General features: G+C 66.8%; 17 protein-coding genes. 5 read left to right on the top strand and 12 right to left on the bottom strand.

Annotation, left to right across the window (positions count from 1 at the left end; translation table 11 throughout):
- Positions 1 to 191: 191 nt before the first annotated feature.
- From E6C48_RS08525 to E6C48_RS08570, 10 genes are all read right to left on the bottom strand, one after another.
- Entirely contained in the window at positions 192 to 1220 is a 1029-nt protein-coding gene (locus E6C48_RS08525) for a BMP family protein (protein ID WP_136356094.1), read from the bottom strand.
- A 123-nt stretch (positions 1221 to 1343) separates the two neighbouring features.
- A complete protein-coding gene (locus E6C48_RS08530) occupies positions 1344 to 2045 on the bottom strand; it encodes an ABC transporter ATP-binding protein (protein WP_136356096.1) in 702 nt (233 codons plus the stop codon).
- Positions 2042 to 3757 carry a branched-chain amino acid ABC transporter ATP-binding protein/permease gene (locus E6C48_RS08535; RefSeq protein WP_136356098.1) on the bottom strand — a complete coding sequence of 572 codons (1716 nt, stop codon included), beginning with the start codon at positions 3755 to 3757 and terminating at the stop codon, positions 2042 to 2044. The genes E6C48_RS08530 and E6C48_RS08535 overlap by 4 nt, the downstream gene beginning before the upstream one ends.
- Positions 3744 to 4613 carry a branched-chain amino acid ABC transporter permease gene (locus tag E6C48_RS08540; protein WP_136356100.1) on the bottom strand — a complete coding sequence of 290 codons (870 nt, stop codon included), beginning with the start codon at positions 4611 to 4613 and terminating at the stop codon, positions 3744 to 3746. The genes E6C48_RS08535 and E6C48_RS08540 overlap by 14 nt, the downstream gene beginning before the upstream one ends.
- A gap of 69 nt (positions 4614 to 4682) precedes the next feature.
- Positions 4683 to 5867, bottom strand: coding sequence for an ABC transporter substrate-binding protein (locus E6C48_RS08545; protein ID WP_136356102.1), 1185 nt, complete (start codon positions 5865 to 5867; stop codon positions 4683 to 4685).
- Positions 5868 to 5895: 28 nt separating this feature from the next.
- Positions 5896 to 7014, bottom strand: coding sequence for a CobW family GTP-binding protein (locus E6C48_RS08550; protein ID WP_136356104.1), 1119 nt, complete (start codon positions 7012 to 7014; stop codon positions 5896 to 5898).
- Complete coding sequence (locus E6C48_RS08555) at positions 7001 to 8671, bottom strand: amidohydrolase (RefSeq protein ID WP_136356106.1); 1671 nt, start codon at positions 8669 to 8671, stop codon at positions 7001 to 7003. The genes E6C48_RS08550 and E6C48_RS08555 overlap by 14 nt, the downstream gene beginning before the upstream one ends.
- A 50-nt stretch (positions 8672 to 8721) precedes the next feature.
- A complete protein-coding gene (locus E6C48_RS08560; protein WP_136356108.1) occupies positions 8722 to 9495 on the bottom strand; it encodes an SDR family NAD(P)-dependent oxidoreductase in 774 nt (257 codons plus the stop codon).
- On the bottom strand, positions 9492 to 10289 hold the full coding sequence (locus E6C48_RS08565) for an SDR family oxidoreductase (protein ID WP_136356110.1): 798 nt from the start codon (positions 10287 to 10289) through the stop codon (positions 9492 to 9494). Before E6C48_RS08565 ends, E6C48_RS08560 begins: the two co-directional genes overlap by 4 nt.
- Positions 10290 to 10292: 3 nt before the next feature.
- A complete protein-coding gene (locus tag E6C48_RS08570) occupies positions 10293 to 11687 on the bottom strand; it encodes a transaminase (RefSeq protein WP_230978700.1) in 1395 nt (464 codons plus the stop codon).
- A 154-nt stretch (positions 11688 to 11841) separates the two neighbouring features.
- Between E6C48_RS08570 and E6C48_RS08575 the strand changes: the two genes are divergently transcribed.
- On the top strand, positions 11842 to 12600 hold the full coding sequence (locus E6C48_RS08575) for an IclR family transcriptional regulator (RefSeq protein ID WP_136356112.1): 759 nt from the start codon (positions 11842 to 11844) through the stop codon (positions 12598 to 12600).
- A gap of 7 nt (positions 12601 to 12607) precedes the next feature.
- Here E6C48_RS08575 and E6C48_RS08580 read toward each other — a convergent pair whose 3' ends face one another.
- A complete protein-coding gene (locus E6C48_RS08580) occupies positions 12608 to 13462 on the bottom strand; it encodes a MurR/RpiR family transcriptional regulator (protein WP_136356114.1) in 855 nt (284 codons plus the stop codon).
- Between the two features lie 67 nt (positions 13463 to 13529).
- Positions 13530 to 14642, bottom strand: coding sequence for a polyamine ABC transporter substrate-binding protein (locus E6C48_RS08585; protein WP_136356117.1), 1113 nt, complete (start codon positions 14640 to 14642; stop codon positions 13530 to 13532).
- A 161-nt stretch (positions 14643 to 14803) separates the two neighbouring features.
- Between E6C48_RS08585 and E6C48_RS08590 the strand changes: the two genes are divergently transcribed.
- The 4 genes from E6C48_RS08590 to E6C48_RS08605 are packed head-to-tail and all read left to right on the top strand — an operon-like array spanning position 14804 to position 18817.
- Positions 14804 to 15934, top strand: a complete 1131-nt coding sequence (locus E6C48_RS08590; protein WP_136356119.1) for an ABC transporter ATP-binding protein — start codon at positions 14804 to 14806, stop codon at positions 15932 to 15934.
- Positions 15931 to 16839 carry an ABC transporter permease gene (locus tag E6C48_RS08595; RefSeq protein ID WP_136356121.1) on the top strand — a complete coding sequence of 303 codons (909 nt, stop codon included), beginning with the start codon at positions 15931 to 15933 and terminating at the stop codon, positions 16837 to 16839. The genes E6C48_RS08590 and E6C48_RS08595 overlap by 4 nt, the downstream gene beginning before the upstream one ends.
- Before the next feature lie 9 nt (positions 16840 to 16848).
- Entirely contained in the window at positions 16849 to 17679 is an 831-nt protein-coding gene (locus E6C48_RS08600; protein WP_136356122.1) for an ABC transporter permease, read from the top strand.
- Between the two features lie 10 nt (positions 17680 to 17689).
- On the top strand, positions 17690 to 18817 hold the full coding sequence (locus tag E6C48_RS08605; protein WP_136356123.1) for a DmpA family aminopeptidase: 1128 nt from the start codon (positions 17690 to 17692) through the stop codon (positions 18815 to 18817).
- The last annotated feature ends 37 nt before the right edge of the window (positions 18818 to 18854 follow it).

Below are 18854 nucleotides of genomic sequence, written 5' to 3' on the forward strand. Positions count from 1 at the left end.
GCTCCGGCGCTACCCCCACCCCTGTCCCCTCCCCGCAAGGGGGAGGGAGACGCCGTCACCGCTGTTGTCGACGCCTGTCGAATGGGTGCGGGCCAGTACCGCTGCAAAGTCCCCCTCCCCCTTGCGGGGGGCTAGGGGTGGGGGGTATGCGCCAACGCGATTGCCCGGAGATCCGGAGAAAAGAAAAACGTTCAATCCGAGGTCGGCGTGTTCTCGTCCACGTCGACGCGGAACATGCCTTCCAGGATCTCGGCCTTCTTCTTCTCGATCAGCTCCTTGACGTCCGCCGGCAGCTTCTCATCGAACTTGTGGTAGGGCGCCAGCGACGAGCCGCCCTTGGCCATGCGCGAGAAGTCGCCGTAGTCCTGCGCGGTGAACACGCCGGCCTTGACCAGCTTCACCGCCTGCTGGACGGTCGGGTACATGTCCCACACAGGCCCGGTAATGACGGTATCGGGCGCCAGGCTCGACTGGTCGGACATGTTGGAAATGGCGAACACGCCCTTTTCCTGCGCCGCCTCGATGACGCCGAAGCGCTCGGCATAGATGACGTCGACGCCGGCGTCGATCTGCGCGATGGCCGCCTCCTTGGCCTTCGGCGGGTCGAAGAACGAGCCGATGAAGGTGACCTTGCGCTTGACGTCCTTGTTGACCTCACGCGCGCCGGCGAAGAAGGCGTTGACCAGCCGGTTGACCTCGGGAATGCCCATCGCCGCGACCGCGCCGACCGTGCCCGACTTCGACATCTTGCCGGCGATCATGCCCGACAGGTAGGCCGGCTCGTGGATCCAGTTGTCGAAGACGCCGAAATTCGGCTCGGCCGGCCCAGCGCCGGAGCCGAACAGGAAGGCGGTCTTCGGGAACTGCTTGGCGGTGCGGCGGGATTCGCGCTCGGCCGCGAAGGCGTCGCCCATGATCAGCTGCGCGCCGCCTTGTGCATATTCGCGCATGACGCGGCCGAAATCGGCGGTCTGCACCTTCTCAGACCATTTGTATTCGATGCCGAGTTCCTTCTCGGCCTTCTGCAGCGCGACGTGGATCTGGTGGTCCCACGGCTCCTCGATCGGCGTGGCGAAGATCGCCGCCACCTTCACCTTCTCGTCGGCGGCAAACGCCCAGCGCGGCAAAACCAGCGCCGCCATGCCGGCGGCCCCCAGCCCTAGCACTTCGCGCCGCGACAGCCCGGCCGGCAGCACCTTGCCCCTCATCCCATTGTCCATCGTTCGACCCTCTTTTGGATTCGCGGCGCGTCCTTCTGCGGGGCCGCCGGGCGACTATGGATCGCGGCTAAAGTTTTGTCCACATGGTCAAAAACCATGCTTTACGAGTCCAGTTTGCGGCGCCTAGGCCGCTTCGGTGCCGAGGTAGAGCCGGTGCAGCTCGTCCGGCGTTCTGGCCAGCGCCTTGCACTCCCCGTCATGGACGATGCGGCCGCGCCGCATGACATAGGCGCGGTCGCCGATCGACAGCGCAAGCGCCGCGAACTGCTCGACCAGCAGGATCGCCAGCCCCTCGTCGGCCAGCCGGCGCACGGCGTTCATCAGCCGCGTGACGATGACCGGCGCAAGCCCCGCCGACATCTCGTCGATGAGCAGGACCTTCGGCCGCGTCAGCAGGGCGCGCGCGATGACCAGCATCTGCTGCTCGCCGCCGGACAGCAGGCCGGCCCGCACCGCGCGGCGCTGCACCAGCTCGGGAAAAAGGTCGTAGGCTTGTGCCATTTCCGCCTCCCGGCTGAGGCCCACTTTAAGATTTTCCTCCGTCGTCAACTGGCGAAAGACCGTGCGCCCCTGCTCGACATGCGCCAGTCCCTCGCGCGAGCGCAGGCCCGGCCTTGCCTTGTGGATTTCCCGCCCGTCCAGCTCGATCCTGCCCCCGGCCACCGGGATGATCCCCGACAGCCCTTCCAGCAGCGTCGTCTTGCCGGCGCCGTTGGCACCGAGCAGCACGCTGATCGCACCGCTTTCGGCGACGAGGCTCACCTTCGAAACGACAGGCAGTTCCGCCCGGTTCACGCTCAGATCGGAAATGACGAACCTGCTCATGCCGCCACGCTTTCTTCCTCGATGCCGAGATAGGCCTTCTTGACCGCCGGCTCGCCGAGCACTTTCGCCGGCGGACCGGAGGCGATGACCTTGCCGAAGTCCAGCACCGTGATTTCGGAACAGACCGAGCGCACGAGGTCCATGTCGTGCTCGACCAGCAGCACGGCCGAGCCGAACAGTTTCGGGATCTGCGCTATGCGCTGGCCCAGCCGCACCGACTCCTCATGCGACTGCCCCGCCGCCGGCTCGTCCAGCAACACCACCGCAGGCCGCGCGGCGACAACGCCGGCGACATCCAGCAGGCGCCGCGTGCCGGCATCGACCGTCGTCACCGGCACCTCTGGATCGGGGCAGTCGAGCCAACCGAGAATGGCCGCAATCTCGCTTTCCGTCAGGCCCTTCGCCGCGAGGTTCAGATAGCCGCCGACCGTCAGTTCCGGCGCGATGCGGTTGGTCTGCCAGGTGCGGCGCACGCCGGCGCGGGCGCGCAGATGCGCCGGCCGGCCCTCGAGCGCGGCGCCGGCCAGTTTCACACTGCCCTCATAGGCGTGCAGGAAACCCGCGACCGCGTCGATGAAAGTGGACTTGCCCGCACCGTTGGGGCCGATCAGCCCGGCCACCGTGCCGGCCAGCACCTTCAGGTTGACATGGTCCAGCGCCACCACGCTGCCATAACGGACGCTGAGGTCGTCGATCTCCAGCGCCACCGGCGCCGCCTGGGCGGCCGGCTGCGGCAAACTGGCCCCGGTCGCATCCGCCGCCTTGGTCCGCCGCGCGGGCCTGAGCTTGCGGGCCAGCCGGCGGAACGTCTCGCTCATCGTCTCGCCGGTCGACAGCGCCTGCGTCGCGCCGATGGCGAACAGCACGTTGCCGATGTCCTGCGGCAGGTCGAAGCGCCGCAGGATTTCCGGGAACATCACCACCAGCAGCCCGCCGATGATGGCGCCCTCGGCGAAATGCGCGCCGGTCATCACCGCCACCGCATAAAGGCTGAGGGACGCCATCATGGAAAAATTCTCCGCCACCAGCGTGCCGAGATAGCCGGCGAGCAACCCGCCGGAAATGCCGGCGGTGAAGGCCGAGATGGCGAAGGCCGACAGTTTCGAGGCGGCGATGCTCACCCCGTGCGCCGCCGCCGCCCGCTCCGAATGCCGCACCGCCAGCCAGGAAGCGCCGAGCCGCGAACGCGCGAGGAATTCCAGCGCAACCGCGATGACGGCATAGACGATCTGCACGAAGACGAAATAGCTGCCGTCGCTGTCGAACAGCGCCGGGCGCGGCACTTGCAGGAAGGTCGTCTGCCCCGGATAGGTGATGGTGGCGAGAATGGTGTCGAAAGCGGTGGCGAAGGACAGCGTGACGATGGCGAGGTTGATGCCGCGCAGTCTCAGCGCCGGAAGCCCGATGGCGACACCGAACGGCACCGCCGCCAGCCCGCCGAGCAGGATCCACACGGCCAGGTCGCCCGGCGCTTCCGCCAGATTGAGATAGCCGACCGTCCAGGCTCCGACACCGGCGAACGACATCTGGCACAGTGCGATCATGCCCGTGCGGCCGGCCACCAGCCCGAGGCTTTGCAGCGCGACGCCGGTGATCAGCACCGAAGTGGCGAGGAACACCCAGTAGGACGGCAACAAGCCGACGACCGCCGCGCCGCCAACGGCAAGGGCGGCGACGAGCGCCAGCGAGGCTCTGAGGCTAGCGCGCGTCATCCCAGCGGGCCTCCCTCTGCGACCACAGCAGCACGGCGAGCACCACCAGGAAGGGGATGGCGCTGCGGTACTGGCTGATCGAATCCACCGTGCTCGCCATGCCTTCGATGACGCCGAGCAGGATGCCGCCGGCCAGCGTCAGCCAGAAGCTGCGGAACAGGCCGACGAGGGCCGCCGCCAGCGCCGGCACCACCAGCAGGCTGAGCGTCATGAAATTGGGCGAGCGCTGCGGCGCGATGATCATCAGCGCGAAGGTGGTGAAGGCGCCCGTCAGCCCCCATACCAGCAGCGACAGCAGTTGCACCTTGACGCCCAGCAGTTCGGCGGCCATCGGCCGGTCGGACAGGGCGCGCAGATGAAGACCGACGCGCGTGCGGTTCAGGAACAGGTCGGACAGCACTGTGAACAGCACCGCCAGCCCGATCGTCAGCACCGAGGCGATGGTGACTTCCACACCCGCCAGGCGAAAGGCCGAGCCGGGGAAAAGCTCCGGCATCACATGCGGGTGCTGGCCACCGGTCAGCCGCAAGCCGACGGCGATCAACCCGACCAGCAGCGCGACCGTGACGGCCGCCTTGGTCGAGGCGCTGGATTCGGCGAACCAGCGGGTCATGATGGTGCCGATGGCGACGCCGACGAAGGTGCCGACGAGAATGCCCGCCAGCACCGAAGGCCATGTCGGATAGCCCGCCTCCGTCAGCGCGATCAGCGCGAAGGTTCCCGCCGTGCCGATCGCGGCACCGGTGAAATTGACCACCGAGACCAGCCGGTAGGTGAAGACGGCGCAGACGCCGAGAAGGGCGTATGTCCCTCCTGCCGTCAGTCCCGCCACCGCGGATGTGAGCAATGCGTCCATGACCCGTCCTGTGAGAAAAAGCGGGCGGCGGACGATGCCGCCGCCCCAGGGAGGAAGTCCAGGGAGGACCTATTTGACATCCGGCAAGTGCACCCAGTCTTTCGTCTCGACCGTCCACTTGCCCTTGTCGAGCTTCATCACCTTGGTGGCCCGCATCGGCGAATGCGTCTTGGCCTCGCCGAACACGTAGGGCGAACCGGCGAGCGGATTGGAGATCGGCTGCATCTTCAGCAGAGCCGCGTTGACGCTGTCGCGCGTCACCTCGCCGTCGATGCCGCCGACGACCTTGAGGAACATCTGCGCGGCGAGATAACCGCCCTGCGAGAAGGCGGTGAGCGGCCGGTTCGCCTTCTTCATGTCGGCGATCCATTCGGCGTTGGCGGCCGAATCCGTCTCGGTGTAGGGCTCCCACTCGGTGCCGGCATAGATCGGCTGCGGGGAGTCGGCCAGCGCCTTGGCGACCTGCTCGGTGTAGCCGGGGGCGAGGAACAGCCAGTTGATGCCGGTGATCTTCTGGGCGTCGACCGTCTTGATGAGCTGCACCACCTGCGGCTCGACCTGGTTGGTCAGCACCGTATCGCAACCGGCGTCGCGCGCCTTGATGACATAGGGCGTCAGATCGCCCTGGAACGGCAGGGTGAGATCGAGCAGGTGGATCTTCTGGCCGGAGATCTTTTCCCAGTCCTCGATGCCTTTCTTGTAGGCTTCCTGCGTGCCGCCGATGATGATGAAGAAGGCACAGAGTTTCTTGGCCTTGAGCACATTGCTGGCGTAGTAGCCCATCGCCGTCGTCAGCGTGAACGGACCGACATTGACCGGCGCGATGTTGGGCGAGGAGAAGCAGGCGGCGTCGACCCCGAGCCCCTGGATGGAGCGGATGTCCTTGCGGGCATAGGTGGCGCCGTTGACGGCGCAATCGAGCAGGCTGGCCGAGCCGACCAGCGCCACGGCTTCCTTGTTGTCGATCAGGTCGCGCGCCGCCTGCGCCGCCACGGCGGGGTCCGCCTTGTCGTCAGCGATGGTGTAGTCGATCTTGCAGCCGTTGATGCCGCCGGCGGCGTTGACCGCGTCGAAGGCGGCCTGCGTGGCCTTCGGCACCTCGCTGAAATCGGCGGGGCCGGTGACGGTCGAGACGGCGCCGACCTTGATGGCGCCGTCGGCACAGGTCGGGCCGGCGGCCGAGGCGGTCCCCGCCATCGCGCCGAGGCCAAGGGCGGCGAGCGACGCCGCAAGAAGGCTTGATTTCCATGTCATGTCGCACTCTCCCATTGCTTTTCTGCCCTCACGCCGCCGACCGGGCCGGCGGATCGATGCTGCCGGCCCCGATGCCGGCGAATTTCACCAGCGTCGTCGCGATCATCTCGCGCGCGATGCCGCGCACTATGAACACCAGCCGCGTGCGGCGGTCGGCCGACGGCCATGCATCCAGCCGCACCGGCGGATGGAACACATGCTGCACGCCATGCAGCACCATCGGCCGCGCCGGGTCGTCGGCACGGCAGACCAGCCCCTTCATGCGCAGCATGTCCTCGCCCTTCAGCATGGCGAGGTAGTCCAGCCAGCGTGCGAAGGACGCCCACTCCACCGGCTCGTCGATGACGAAGCTGTAGGAGCGGATGCCGTGGTCGTGCGCGTGATGATGGTGGGAATGATCGTGGTCGCAGTCCGGTCCGCAATCATGGCCGGCATGGCCATGCTCATGCATCAGCCCATGCACCGGCAAAGCAGTCGCCTTCTCCAGCCAGGCGGCCAGCCGCTTCCGCTTGCCGGTCTCATCCTCGGCCAGTGCGTCCAGCGCCGCGAAATCCGCCTCACCGTTGCTGGCGATGCCGCGGGTGGCGGTCGGCGCCAGCGCATCCAGCCGCCGGCCGAGCGCCTGCACGGTTTCCGGCGAAGCGAGGTCCGTCTTGGTGACGAGCAGATGGTCGGCGACGGCGATCTGCTTTGCCGCTTCGGCATGACGCCCCAGCGTCGCGAAACCGTTGACGGCATCGACGGTTGTGACGATGCCGCCGACACGGAAGCGCGCCGCAAGCTCCGGCTCGGCGATCAGCGTGTGCAGGATCGGCACCGGGTCGGCCAGTCCCGTCGTCTCGATGACGACCCGCTCGATCCGCGGCGTCTCGCCCCGCCGGCTCCTGCGCTCCAGCTCCTTCAGCGTCTCGACCAGATCGCCGCGCACGGTGCAGCAGACGCAACCGTTGTCGAGCAGCGTGAACTGCTCTTCGCTCGCCTCGATCAGCAGGTGGTCGAGCCCGACTTCGCCGAACTCGTTGACGATCACCGCCGCCCCCGCCATGGCGGGTCGGCGCAGCAGCCGGTTGAGCAGGGTCGTCTTGCCGCTGCCGAGAAAGCCGGTCAGCACTGTGACGGGGATTTTGGCGGCGTCAGCCTCGCTCATAGACCTTCCTCCCCTCGAACCATGTCGAAAGCACCTTGGTGTCGGCGATCTCGTCGGACGGCACTTCCAGCACGTTGCGCTCAAGCACGATGAAATCGGCCGACTTGCCGATCTCCAGCGAGCCGATGGTGCCGTCGAGGCCCATGACGCGGGCGGAATTGATGGTGAAGATTTCCAGCACGGTCGCGATATCCAGCGCCTGCTCCGGCCACAGCGACTCGCCGGCGAAATCGCCGGACGGGTTCTGCCGCGTCACCAGCCCTTCCATGCCGTTCCACGGATCGGGATTGGGGATGACCGGCCAGTCGGAGCCACCGGCCATCAGCGTACCGGCCGCCAAAAGGTCGCGGTTCGGCCAGAAGCGCGTCGCGCGCTCCACGCCCATTGTCTGCTTGTGGCCTTCGAGGAAGGCGGTCGGATACCAGATGAAGGGCGACAGGTCGGCCGCCACGCCAAGTTCTGCGAAGCGCCTGATGTCCTCCGGCGCGATATAGCTGGCGTGGGCGATGTGGTGGACGAGCTTCGTCGGGCCGTTGAAGGAACGCACCACGTCGATGGCGTCCAGCGCCTGGGTGACGGCCGCATCGCCGGCGCAGTGGATTTTCACCGACAGGCCGAGCTTTTCGCAGCGGCCGACCCAGCGCACCAGTTCCGGCACGCTGGCCAGCGTCGCGCCGCGAAAGCAGCAGCCGAACACCGGGTCCGGCGTATAGGGCTCGTGGAAGGCGGCGGTGCGGGCGCCCGGCACGCCATCAAGGAATACCTTGGTGAAATCGGGCCTGACATGGGCGCTGCGGAACGTCTCGCGCAGCGCGAAAAGCTCCTCGCCGGCGATGCCGAACATGAAGGAAGGTTCCGTCACCGGCATGGCGGCGCACACCCAGGCGGTGAGTTCGCCGCGATCGTCCAGCCCCTTCAGCGCCGCCATCACCGGCTGCGTGGCGGCGGCGTCGAGGAAGGCGGTGACGCCGTGCTCGTTCAGCGTGGCGATGGAATGCGCCATCGCCGCGCGGTCCATCTCGTCGGTGTAGTGGCCGGACGAGACGATCGCGCGCTCGATCATGCCGGACGCCGATTCGATCATCAGCCCGGTCAGCGCGCCGGTGCCGGGGTCGCGGCCGAAGCTGCCCTGCTCCGGATCGGCATTGGCGGCGGTCACGCCGGCCACCCGCATCGCCGCCGTGTTGACCCAGCGGTTGTGATAGGTGTCGTCGCGCAGCAGCACCGGCCGGCCAAGGCTCGCCTCGTCGAGCAGGCGCAGCGACTCCTCGGTGTTGATCGTGGCGATCAGGTCGCTGCCCCATTGCGCACCGATCACCCACTTGCCTTCTGGCGTCTTCTCTGCCGCCGCGCGCACTTTTTTCAGGATGCCGTCGCGGCGCTCCATGTTGGAGATGCGCAGCTCGAACAGCGCCGCCTGCCCGCCCATCATCATGTGGGTGTGGACATCGACGATGCCCGGCATGGCCATGCGTCCATCGAGATCGAGCACGCGGGTCCCCTCGCCGGTCAGCGGCTTCACCGCCGCCTCGTCGCCCACCGCGATGATGCGCCCGCCGCGCACGGCGAAGGCGTTCGCCCACGAGCGCGCGCTGTCCACCGTGTAGACACGGCCGTTCAGCACCACGAGATCGGCGGCGGCTGGCTTGCTGGACATTCGAACTCCTCCCTCGATCTTCCGGTTTGTGCGGCGCTCCTCCCGCGCCGTCATACCGCCCTGTTCTGTGTCGGCGGCCGGCCGCCGCCGTCCGCCACCAGCACCGCGCCGGTGACGAAGGATGCCTCGTCCGACGCCAGGAACAGGCAGCACGATGCGATTTCGGCCGGCTCGGCCACGCGCCTGAGCGCAATGCGCTTCGTCAGCGCGACGAATTCGTTCTCGGGCGTCGAGTCGTTGCGGGCTGCCGCCTCGCGCATCTCCTGTTCGCTCATCGGCGTGCGCACCCAGCCCGGCGCCACCGCGTTGGCGCGGATGCCGTCCGGCCCGTGCGCGAAAGCGAGGCTACGGGTATAGGAGACGAGCGCCGCCTTGCTGGCCGAATAGGCGGCGTTCTGTGCGGCAGCATTGAAGGCGCCGACCGAGGCGATGTTGACGATCGCCCCGCCCTGCCGCTTGAGCAGAGGCAGAGCCGTACGGCACACTTTCATCGCGCCGGTGACGTTGACCGCGAAGCTGCGCTCCCAGTCCTCGTCGGACACGCTTTCAGGCTCGTCCTCGATCATCAGCCCGGCGGCGTTGACGACGATATCCAGCCGCCCGCCGCAGGCTTCGACAGCGGCAGCGACGTCAGCGCCCTCGGAAATATCGCCATGAACGGCGATCCCGCCGCTGGCCGCAGCCGCTTCGGCGAGCTTCGGACCGCCATGGCCGAACAGCACGACCGCCGCGCCCTCGCGCGCGAAAAGCTCGGCGGTAGCGCGCCCCATGCCGGTCGCGGCCCCCGTCACCAGCGCCTTGCGCCCTGCGAGCCGGCCGCTCATGCCGCCCCCCACTGGCTTTCGACGGCAAAACCCGTCTCGGGAAGCACCAGCCCGCCGTCCACGACGATGGTCTGGCCGGTGACGTATTTCGCCTGTTCGGAGGCGAGATAGAGCATGGCGAAACCGATGTCGTCGGCCTCGCCGAAATGGCCCATCGGGATGAAGCGGCCGATTTTCGCCATCGTCTCGGGCCGGCTCATCGTGCCGCGCCCCGGCTTTTCGACAAAACCCGGCTCGACGCCGTTGACGGTGATGCCGTCACGCGCGAACTCGAAGGCGGCACCCCGGATGAAGGCGTTGACGCCGGCCTTGGCCGCCGAATAGTGGACGCCGCCGCCCATCGCCTGCCGCGACGACACCGAGGAGGTGACCAGGATGCGGCCGAAGCGGTTGGCGCGCATGACGGGCGCTGCCGCCTGCGCCAGCCAGAAGCAGGCCTTCAGGTTGAGCGCCAGCGCCTCTTCCAGCCTGCCCTCGTCCATCTCGTCGATGGTCGCCCACGGACAGCCGCCGGCATTGTGGACGACGATATCGAGTTTTTCTCTGTCACCCGCCGCGTCCTTCACCAGCCGGGTGAGATCGCTTCGGCCAAGCCCGGCGAGCGGCACCGACCGCGCCGACAGGCCGCGCGTGCGCAAGTCTTCGGCCAAAGCCTCGGCGACATCCAGCGTGCGGTTGGCGACGACGACCGAAGCGCCAGCCTCGGCCAGCCGCGTGACGATGGCGGCGCCGATGCCGCGCCCGCCACCGGTCACCAATGCCGTCCTGCCGGAAAGATCGAAGGGCCTCGCCATCGCTCAGACCACGCCCGCGTCGCGCACCAGATCGACGAAGCGCGAGAACACTTGCGTGTGGCGATCCACGTCTTCGGCCGAGGTTGCCGGGCACATCAGGAACATGGTGTGGAACGGCGTCACCAATATGCCCTCGTTCATGTAGAAGGCGTGCAGCAGCGTCTCCAGATCGCCGCGCCGGCTGGCGATCACCTCGGCGCCGTTCTTCGGCGGCCGCGGCGTGAACATGATTTCCGCGCGCGCACCGGTCTGCATGACGTGCCAGGGCAGTTGATGTGTCTCGATGACATGGCGCGCATCCTCTGCCAGCAGAGAGGCGTTGGCGATCATCGTCTCGAAGTTGGCTGGCGTCAGCACATGCTCCAGCACCGCGCGCATGGTCGCCACCGTCAGCGCGTTGCCGGCCAGCGTGCCGCCGATGCCGAGATGCGCCGATTGGCGAACGCGAGGATCGACCTTGGGCACGATTTTCCAGAGGCGTTCGGCCACCTCCTGCGAGGTGCCGAAGATGCCGGCCGGAATGCCGCCGGCGATCGCCTTGCCGGCCACCAGCATGTCCGGCTCCAGCCCGTGCAGCGCCGTATAACCGCCGGGACCGCTGGAGATGGTGTGCGTCTCGTCGATGATCAGCAGCGTGCCGGTGCGCCGGGTGATTTCGCGCAGCGCCGCGTGAAAGCCGTCGGCAACCGGGATCATGCCGAAATTCGTCATCAGCGGCTCGGTCAGCACGCAGGCGACGTCCTCATCCGACAGCGCCCGCTCCAGCGCCTCGACGTCGTTGAACTCCACCACCTTGGAGACGGCGGCGTGGTTCACGCCGTTGGGGTGGATCATGTTGCGCAGGCCGACCTTGCCGTCGCGGATCTCGACATGCGCCTCCTCGACGCCGCCATGGTAGCAGCCGGAGAAGACCAGCACCTTCGGCCGGCCGGTGATCATGCGGGCGATGCGGATGGCGCCGCGATTGGCGTCCGTGGCCGAGGTCGTCAGCGTCCAGTAAGGCAGGCCGAAGCGCCGCGAAAGCTCTTGCCCCACCCACAGGCTGTCCTCGGTCGGCAGCATCATGGTGGTGCCACGCCGCAATTGCCGCACCGCCGCTTCCGTGACCGCCTCGGGCGCATGGCCGCACATGCCACCGGTGTCGCCCAGCGCGAAATCGACATAGGCGTTGCCGTCAACGTCGCGGATATGGGCGCCCTTCGCCTCGGCCGCATAGACGGGAAAGCCGCCGGCCCAGCGCCGCATCCAATGCGAAGGCCCGCCATAGAGGAAATGCGCCTGCCCCTTCCGCCAGTCCTCGAACGAGCGCGGGTGGGTCCGCCGGAAACGCTCCTGCTCGCGATCGATCAGCCGATCGATCGTCTCCGGCACGGACTGCTGCATGGCACTTGCCGTCAACGCTTCCTCCTACGGATGACGGAAACAGTCGCAAAATAAAGGTTCACTATTTGAACCACTATTTTGTATAGTACATCAGACTGACGGCGACGAGGATCGCTGTCAAGTTAATTCACACGCGAACTATCTCGCGAAATCGGGTGGAGGCGCTGGAGTGAGCACCGTCGGCAAGGCAGCCTCGCTGCTGGAACTGTTCACCATGGCCGAGCCGGAGATCGGCCTGTCGGAACTCGCCCGCCGCGCCGGCCTCGACAAGGCGACGGCCCGGCGCCTGCTGGTGGCGCTGGCGGCGCACCGGCTGATCGAGCAGGAGCCGGCAAGCCGGCGCTATCGGCTGGGCGCCGGCCTGTCGCGGCTGGCCCGCATCCGCGACGCCAACTTCCCCTTCGCCCGCATCGCCGCACCCGTGATGAAGGACCTGGCAGCCGCGACCGGCGAGACCGCGCACCTCTCCGAATTCAGTGCCGGCGCGCTGCTGACCGTGCATGTGGAACTGTCGGCGAAAGCCAACCGCGTCAACGTCAACGCGGGCCAAATCCTGCCACTGCACGGCACCGCGTCCGGCCTCGCCTTCCTCGCCTTCTCCCGTTCAGCCGTAACGGAAGCTTATCTCGACAAGCCGCTGGAAAGATTCACCACTCACACGCTGACGGATCGCGCCAACCTCGCCGATCAGGTCCGGCTGGCGGCTGAGCGCGGCTATTCGCGCAGCGCTCAAGGATACGAGGACGGCGTGCACAGCATCGCCGCCCCCATCCTCGGCGCCGACGGCCACGCCCTCGGCGCGCTGTCCATCGCCTCGCCGCTGTCGCGCGTCGACGACGCCACGGCGGCCGTGCAGGCAGGCGCGGTCATGGCCGCCGCGCGCGAGATCGCCGCCCGCCTCACCGGCGAACCGCTGCCGGCGCCCTGACGGTCTCTCAGCTTTCGAAGTCGCCGAACACGTCCTGCAGGCGGGTCAGCCGGTCGACGCGCTGGTTCACCTTGTCGCCGAGCTCGACGATGACGTGGGAGATCATCAGGTCCATCAGCGACACGGTGATGGCCGCGCCGTCCCACAGCGGGCCGCGCGCCCCCGGCATGACGAGCGCGACGTCGGAAACGTCCTGCGCCCACACGCAGGCGTCGTCGGTCAACAGGATCACCTTGACGCCCGCCGCGCGCGCCTCCTCCGCCAGCGGCCGGGCCTTGTTGGCGAAACGGCGCACGTCGAACAGGAACAGGCAGCGGTTCTCCACGCTGCCGTCCAGCACCTCGACATAGGTGCCGTTCAGCCCGTCCACGAATTCGACGCGCGGCCGCGCGTAGGAAAGCTGGCTGGCGAAATACTGCGCCACGCCGCGCACGTTCTGGTAGGCGGCGATGAACACCTCCTCGGCGCCGATCAAAAGGTCGATCGCCTGGTTCCACTGCGGCGACATGGTGATCTCGTAGATATGGCCGAGATCGTCGATCTGCTGCTGGATGAGGGCGGCGATCAGCTTGCCCTCGCGCGCGTCCCGGCGCAGCCGCTCGAAATTGCCCTTGACCTGCCAGCCGGTGCGATGCGCGCTCTGGCGCATCTCGCGCTTCAGTTCGTCGAGGCCGCCATAGCCGAGGCGGCGCAGATAACGGCCGACCGTCATCTGGCTGACGCCGACGTTCTGGGCGATCGACTTCGCCGTCTCGAACGGCAGTTCGGCCAGGTTGCGTTCGATATAGTTGGCGATCAGCACGTCGGATTTGGTCTGCCGGGCGTCGGGAGACTTCAGTTTCGCCGCAATGTCTCTCGCCATCTATCGTATCCTTCGGTGGCGCGGCCGGTCTCAAAGAGGTCCCGGCCGCGCCGTCAGGTTGAAGTTGCTATTGCGCGGTCTTGATCGTCGTCCACATGCGGTCATACTTGCGGATATCGGCGCCGAGATCGACGAAGATCTGCAACCGCTTCATGACGTCCTGCGGCGGGTTGATCTCCTGCGAGTTCTTGATCTTCTCGGGCTCCAGCGCGCGCGCCGGCACGTTCGGCGTGCCGTTGGTCTGCTGGGCGATGTTGAGCGCCGCCACCTCCGGCCGCGTATAGAACTCCAGGAATTTCTTGGCGTTTTCCTTGTTCGGCGCCGTCTTCAAGACGCAGATGTCCTCCTGGTACATCGTCGCGCCCTCTTCGGGAATGACATAGCCGAGCGTCTTCGGGTCCTGGAACACGTCGATCATCGCACCGACGAAATAATGCGCCGCCGCGATGTCGCCCGCCCACACCATCGGCCGGCTCTCGTAGGTGAAAGCCGCCACGTAGGGCTTCATGTCGATGATGGTCTGCGCGGCCTGCTTCAGGTCCTCCGGATCGGTCGAATTGACAGACTTGCCGTTGAGGATCAGGCCGACGCCCAGCACCTCGCGCATGTCGTCGAGCAGGGCGAACTTCAGGTTCTTGGCCTTCACCGTCTCGATCAGGTCCTTCCAGCCGGTGATGTCCTTGCCGAGCACCTTGCGGTTGTAGCCGATGCCCACCGTGCCCCAGGCATAGGGCAGGCAGTATTCGCCCTTGGGGTCGGTCTTGGCCCGCAGGAACTGCGGATCGATGTTCTTGAAGCCCTCGTACTGGTTGATGTCGGTCTTCTCCAGCAGGTCCAGGTTGGCCATGATGTCCTGCATGTAGACGGACGGGAAGACGATGTCGTAGCCGGTGTCGCCGGTGCGGACCTTGGCCAGCATCTCGTCGTTGGACGAATAGGTGTCCAGCTTGACCTTGATGCCGGTCTCCGTCTCGAACTTCTTCAGCACCTCGGGGTTTATGTATTCGCCCCAGTTGTAGATGTTGAGCTGCCCCTCCGCGCTGGCCGGTGCCGCGAACAGCCCCACCGCCGCGGTCAGCGCCGTGGCGCAGACGATGCCCGTCAGCCGACGCACCACGGCCCGACGCGTCGGCCCCCGGCGCGCCGGTACCGTGAATCCGGTCCCGTAATCCTTTTTCATAGTCACTCCTCCGCTAGGGTCGGGACGGCCGCAACGTCCTCCGCCGGCGCCCCGCCCGTCGACGGGATGCTCCCCGTCCATTGACATTCACATGTTAATGATATCAAGATAACGAAAATAAACAACAGATATCAGAATAACATTCTGCAAGTGGGGATCGCATGGGAACACACATCGTTCAGCTCGAACGGGCGACGAAGGCCTTCGCGTTGCCCGAAGGCGGAACCATCACGGCGCTGCACGGCATCGACCTCGACGTCGAGCGCAACGAGTTCCTCACCCTGCTCGGCCCCTCCGGCTGCGGCAAGACCACGCTGCTCCATGCCATTTCCGGTTTCGTCCAGCTCGACGCCGGCAAGGTGCGTATCGACGGCGACGACGTCAGCGACCGCCCGCCGCACCGGCGGCCCGTCAACACCGTGTTCCAGAACTACGCGCTGTTCCCGCACATGAACGTCGGCAACAATGTCGGCTATGCGCTGGACATAGCCGGCACCGAACGCAAAGAGCGCAACCAGCGCGTCGGCGCCGCACTCGAACTGGTCGGCCTGGCGGGGCTGGAGAACCGCCTGCCGCGCCAGCTCTCCGGCGGCCAGCAGCAGCGCGTGGCGCTGGCGCGGGCCATCATCGCGCGCCCGAAGCTGCTGCTACTCGACGAGCCGCTGTCGGCGCTGGACCGCAACCTGCGCCAGGCCATGCAGATCGAACTGAAGACCTTGCAGGCGGAACTCGGCATCTCCTTCATCTTCGTTACCCACGACCAGGAGGAGGCGCTGACCATGTCCGACCGGCTGGCGGTGCTCAACAAGGGCGTGATCCAGCAGATCGATACGTCGCGTACCGTCTACGACCGGCCGACCAACGCTTTCGTCGCAAGCTTCATCGGCGCCTCGAACCTGTTCGAGGGCACGGCGGCGCGCAGCGGCGGCAATACCCTGATCGCGACCGCCGACGGGCTGCGGATCGAGGCCGCCTGCTCGGGCGGCTGGAAACCCGGCGACGGCGCGGCCGCCACGGCGCTGATCCGGCCCGAACAGTTTTCGCTGGTCGGCCCAGGCGCGAAGGGGCCGACGATCGGGATCGACATCGAGCAGGTCGTCTTCACCGGCCTCAACTTCCAGATCCACGGCCACACGCCGTCCGGCCGCAGGATCGTCGCCATCATCGCCGCCGTCCGGCAGGCGGACGTCGCATCGGCCGAGGCCGACGGCAAGGCGAGGCTCGGCTACGATCCGGCCGCCGTCCACCTCCTGCCCGACGACGGCACGGCAGCGGCGGAGATGGCGGCATGAGCACGTCCACCCTGCGCGGCCGCCGGCGCAGCCAACTCGGCATCCTGCTCGGCCCGGCGTCTGCTTTCCTCGCCATCTTCTTCCTGTGCCCGCTCCTCATCATGCTGGTCTACTCCTTCCTGGAGCCCGGCCTCTACGGCGGCGCCGAATGGGCGTTCTATCCCGACAACTACGGCCGCATCCTCGGCTTCGCCAATCCCGAATTCGAGGACTACGACCCCGTCTACATTTCCATCTTCCTGCGCTCGCTGAAGATCGCGCTGATCACCGTCGCCGCCACGCTTCTGGTCTGCTATCCGGCAGCCTTCCAGATCAGCCGCCTGCCCGATCGCTGGAAGAATTTCGCGCTCTTCCTCATCACCCTGCCCTTCTTCGCCAGCCTGATCGTGCGGCTGTTCATCTGGGTGCTGATCCTGAAGAAGACCGGCTTCGCCAACATGGTGCTGGCCGGCCTGCACATCGTCTCGCATCCACTGGAACTGATCTACACCGAAGGCGCCATCATCGTCGGCATGGTCTACGTCTTCATCCCCTTCATGTTCCTGCCGGTCTATGCCAGCGTCGAAAAGCTCGACTGGTCGCTGGTGCGCGCCTCGCAGGACCTCGGCGCCAACGGTTTCCAGACCTTCTGGCGGGTCATCTTCCCGCTGACGCTGCCCGGCGTCGTCGGCGGCTCGATCATCGTCTTCATTCCGGCGCTCGGCAATTTCATCGTGCCGGCCGTGCTCGGCGGCGCCAAGGTGATGATGCTCGGCAACCTGATCGAGCAGCAGTTCCTCGGCGCCCGCAACTGGCCGTTCGGCGCCGCGCTCGCCATGCTGGTGATGGCGGCGGTGCTGGCGATCCTGTTCTTCTACATCCGTTTCGAGGCGCGTCGCGGCGACGACGCGCCCGTGCTGCGCTGAGGTCCGCCCATGGGTTCGCTCCGCAATGTCGGCGTCGTCGGCCTGTTCGGCTACACGATCCTGTTCTTCACCTTCATCTACCTGCCGATCGTGCTGATCGTCGCCTACTCGTTCAATTCGGACCCGATCAACATGATGAACTGGTCCGGCTTCACCTTCGACTGGTACCGCCAGATCTTCGGGCTCAAGAACACGGTTTCGGAAAACGCCCTCTACATCGAATCGACCGAGCAGCTTCTCAACGCGCTGCGTAACAGCCTGACGGTGGCCGCCTTCACCACCACCATCGCCACGGTGCTCGGCACCGCCACCGCGCTCGGCCTCTACCGCTTCAACTTCCTCGGCAAGAAGTTCTACCGGGTGCTTCTGTTCGCGCCGATGCTGATGCCCGACATCGTGCTCGGCATCGCATTGCTGATCTTCTTCGTCGGCGCCGACGTCTCATTGGGGCTGAAGACGATCATCATCGGCCAGTGCAGCTTCCTCATCTCCTACGTCTTCATCGTGGTCTCGGCCCGGCTCGCCGGCATGGACCGCTCGCTGGAGAACGCCTCGGCCGATCTCGGTGCCGACGAATGGACGACATTCCGCCGCATCATCCTGCCGCAGGCGATGCCCGGCGTCATCGGCGGCGCGCTGCTCGCCTTCATCATCTCGATGGACGACCTCGTCATCACCTACTTCATCTCCGGCGTCGATACCCAGACGCTGCCGATCTTCATCTTCGGCATGCTCAGGCGTGGCATCAAGCCGGAGATCAACGCCATCGCCACGCTGATGCTGCTGTTTTCCTTCGCCGTCGCCTCGCTCGGCCTCTATTTCCGCTCACGGCGCGGTTGAAAGGATCTTCATGACCGACCAGACGCAACCGATCCGCGCCCGCGACCTCGGGCTGGATTTTTCCGGCGCGACCGGCGCCCTGAACGCCATCACCGACGTGCCCGGCGTCGCCGTGGGCCTGCGCACCATCATCGAGACCGAACCCCGGCCGGGCCGCGAAAAGCTCGTGCGCACCGGCGTCACCGCGATCCTGCCGCATGCCGACGCGCCCTCCCCCCGACCCGTCTGGGCCGGCATCAACCGCTTCAACGGCAATGGCGAGATGACCGGCAGCCACTGGATCGAGGACGGCGGCTACTTCGTCGGCCCGGTACTCATCACCAACACGCATGCCGTCGGCATGGCGCACCACGCCGCCGTCAAATGGATGCTCGGCCGCTACCCCGAAACCTATGGCGCCGACAAACCGTTATGGCTGATGCCGGTGGTGGCCGAGACCTATGACGGCCTGCTCAACGACATCAACGGCCAACCGATCGGCGAGGCAGACGTGTTTGCCGCCCTCGACAATGCGGCCGGCGGGCCGGTGGCCGAGGGCAACACCGGCGGCGGCACCGGCATGATCGCCTACGAGTTCAAAGGCGGCACAGGCACCGCCTCGCGACGGGTCGAGATCGACGGCCGCGCCGGCACCGTCGGCGTTCTCGTGCAGGCCAATTTCGGCATCCGCGACTGGCTGACCGTGCTCGGCGCGCCGGTCGGCCGGCACCTGCGCGAGAACCTCCTGTTCGGCAAGACGGGCGAGCGCGGCTCCATTATCGTCGTCATCGCCACCGACCTGCCGCTCCTGCCCCATCAGTTGAAGCGGTTGGCGCGGCGCGGCGGGCTTGGCATCGGACGCACCGGCACGATGGGCGGCAACGGCTCGGGCGACATCTTCCTCGCCTTCTCGGTCGCCAATGCACGGGACCTGCCGCATCAGGCGCCGGGTTTCGCCAATCTGGAAATGCTCAACGACGAGCGGATCGACCAGGTCTACGAGGCCGCCGTGCAGGCGGTCGAGGAAGCCGTGCTGAACGCCATGGTCGCCGCCAGGCCTATGGGCGGCAGCAAATGGGACCGGGCGCATGTCGCGGCCATCGATCATGCCGAACTTGTCGAGGTGCTCGGCCGCTACGGCAGACTGCGGACCGAATAAAGGGCCGCGGTCATTGCCGCGGCAATGATTAGCGTGT

This window comes from Ollibium composti (assembly GCF_004801285.1).
Lineage (GTDB): Bacteria > Pseudomonadota > Alphaproteobacteria > Rhizobiales > Rhizobiaceae > Mesorhizobium > Mesorhizobium composti.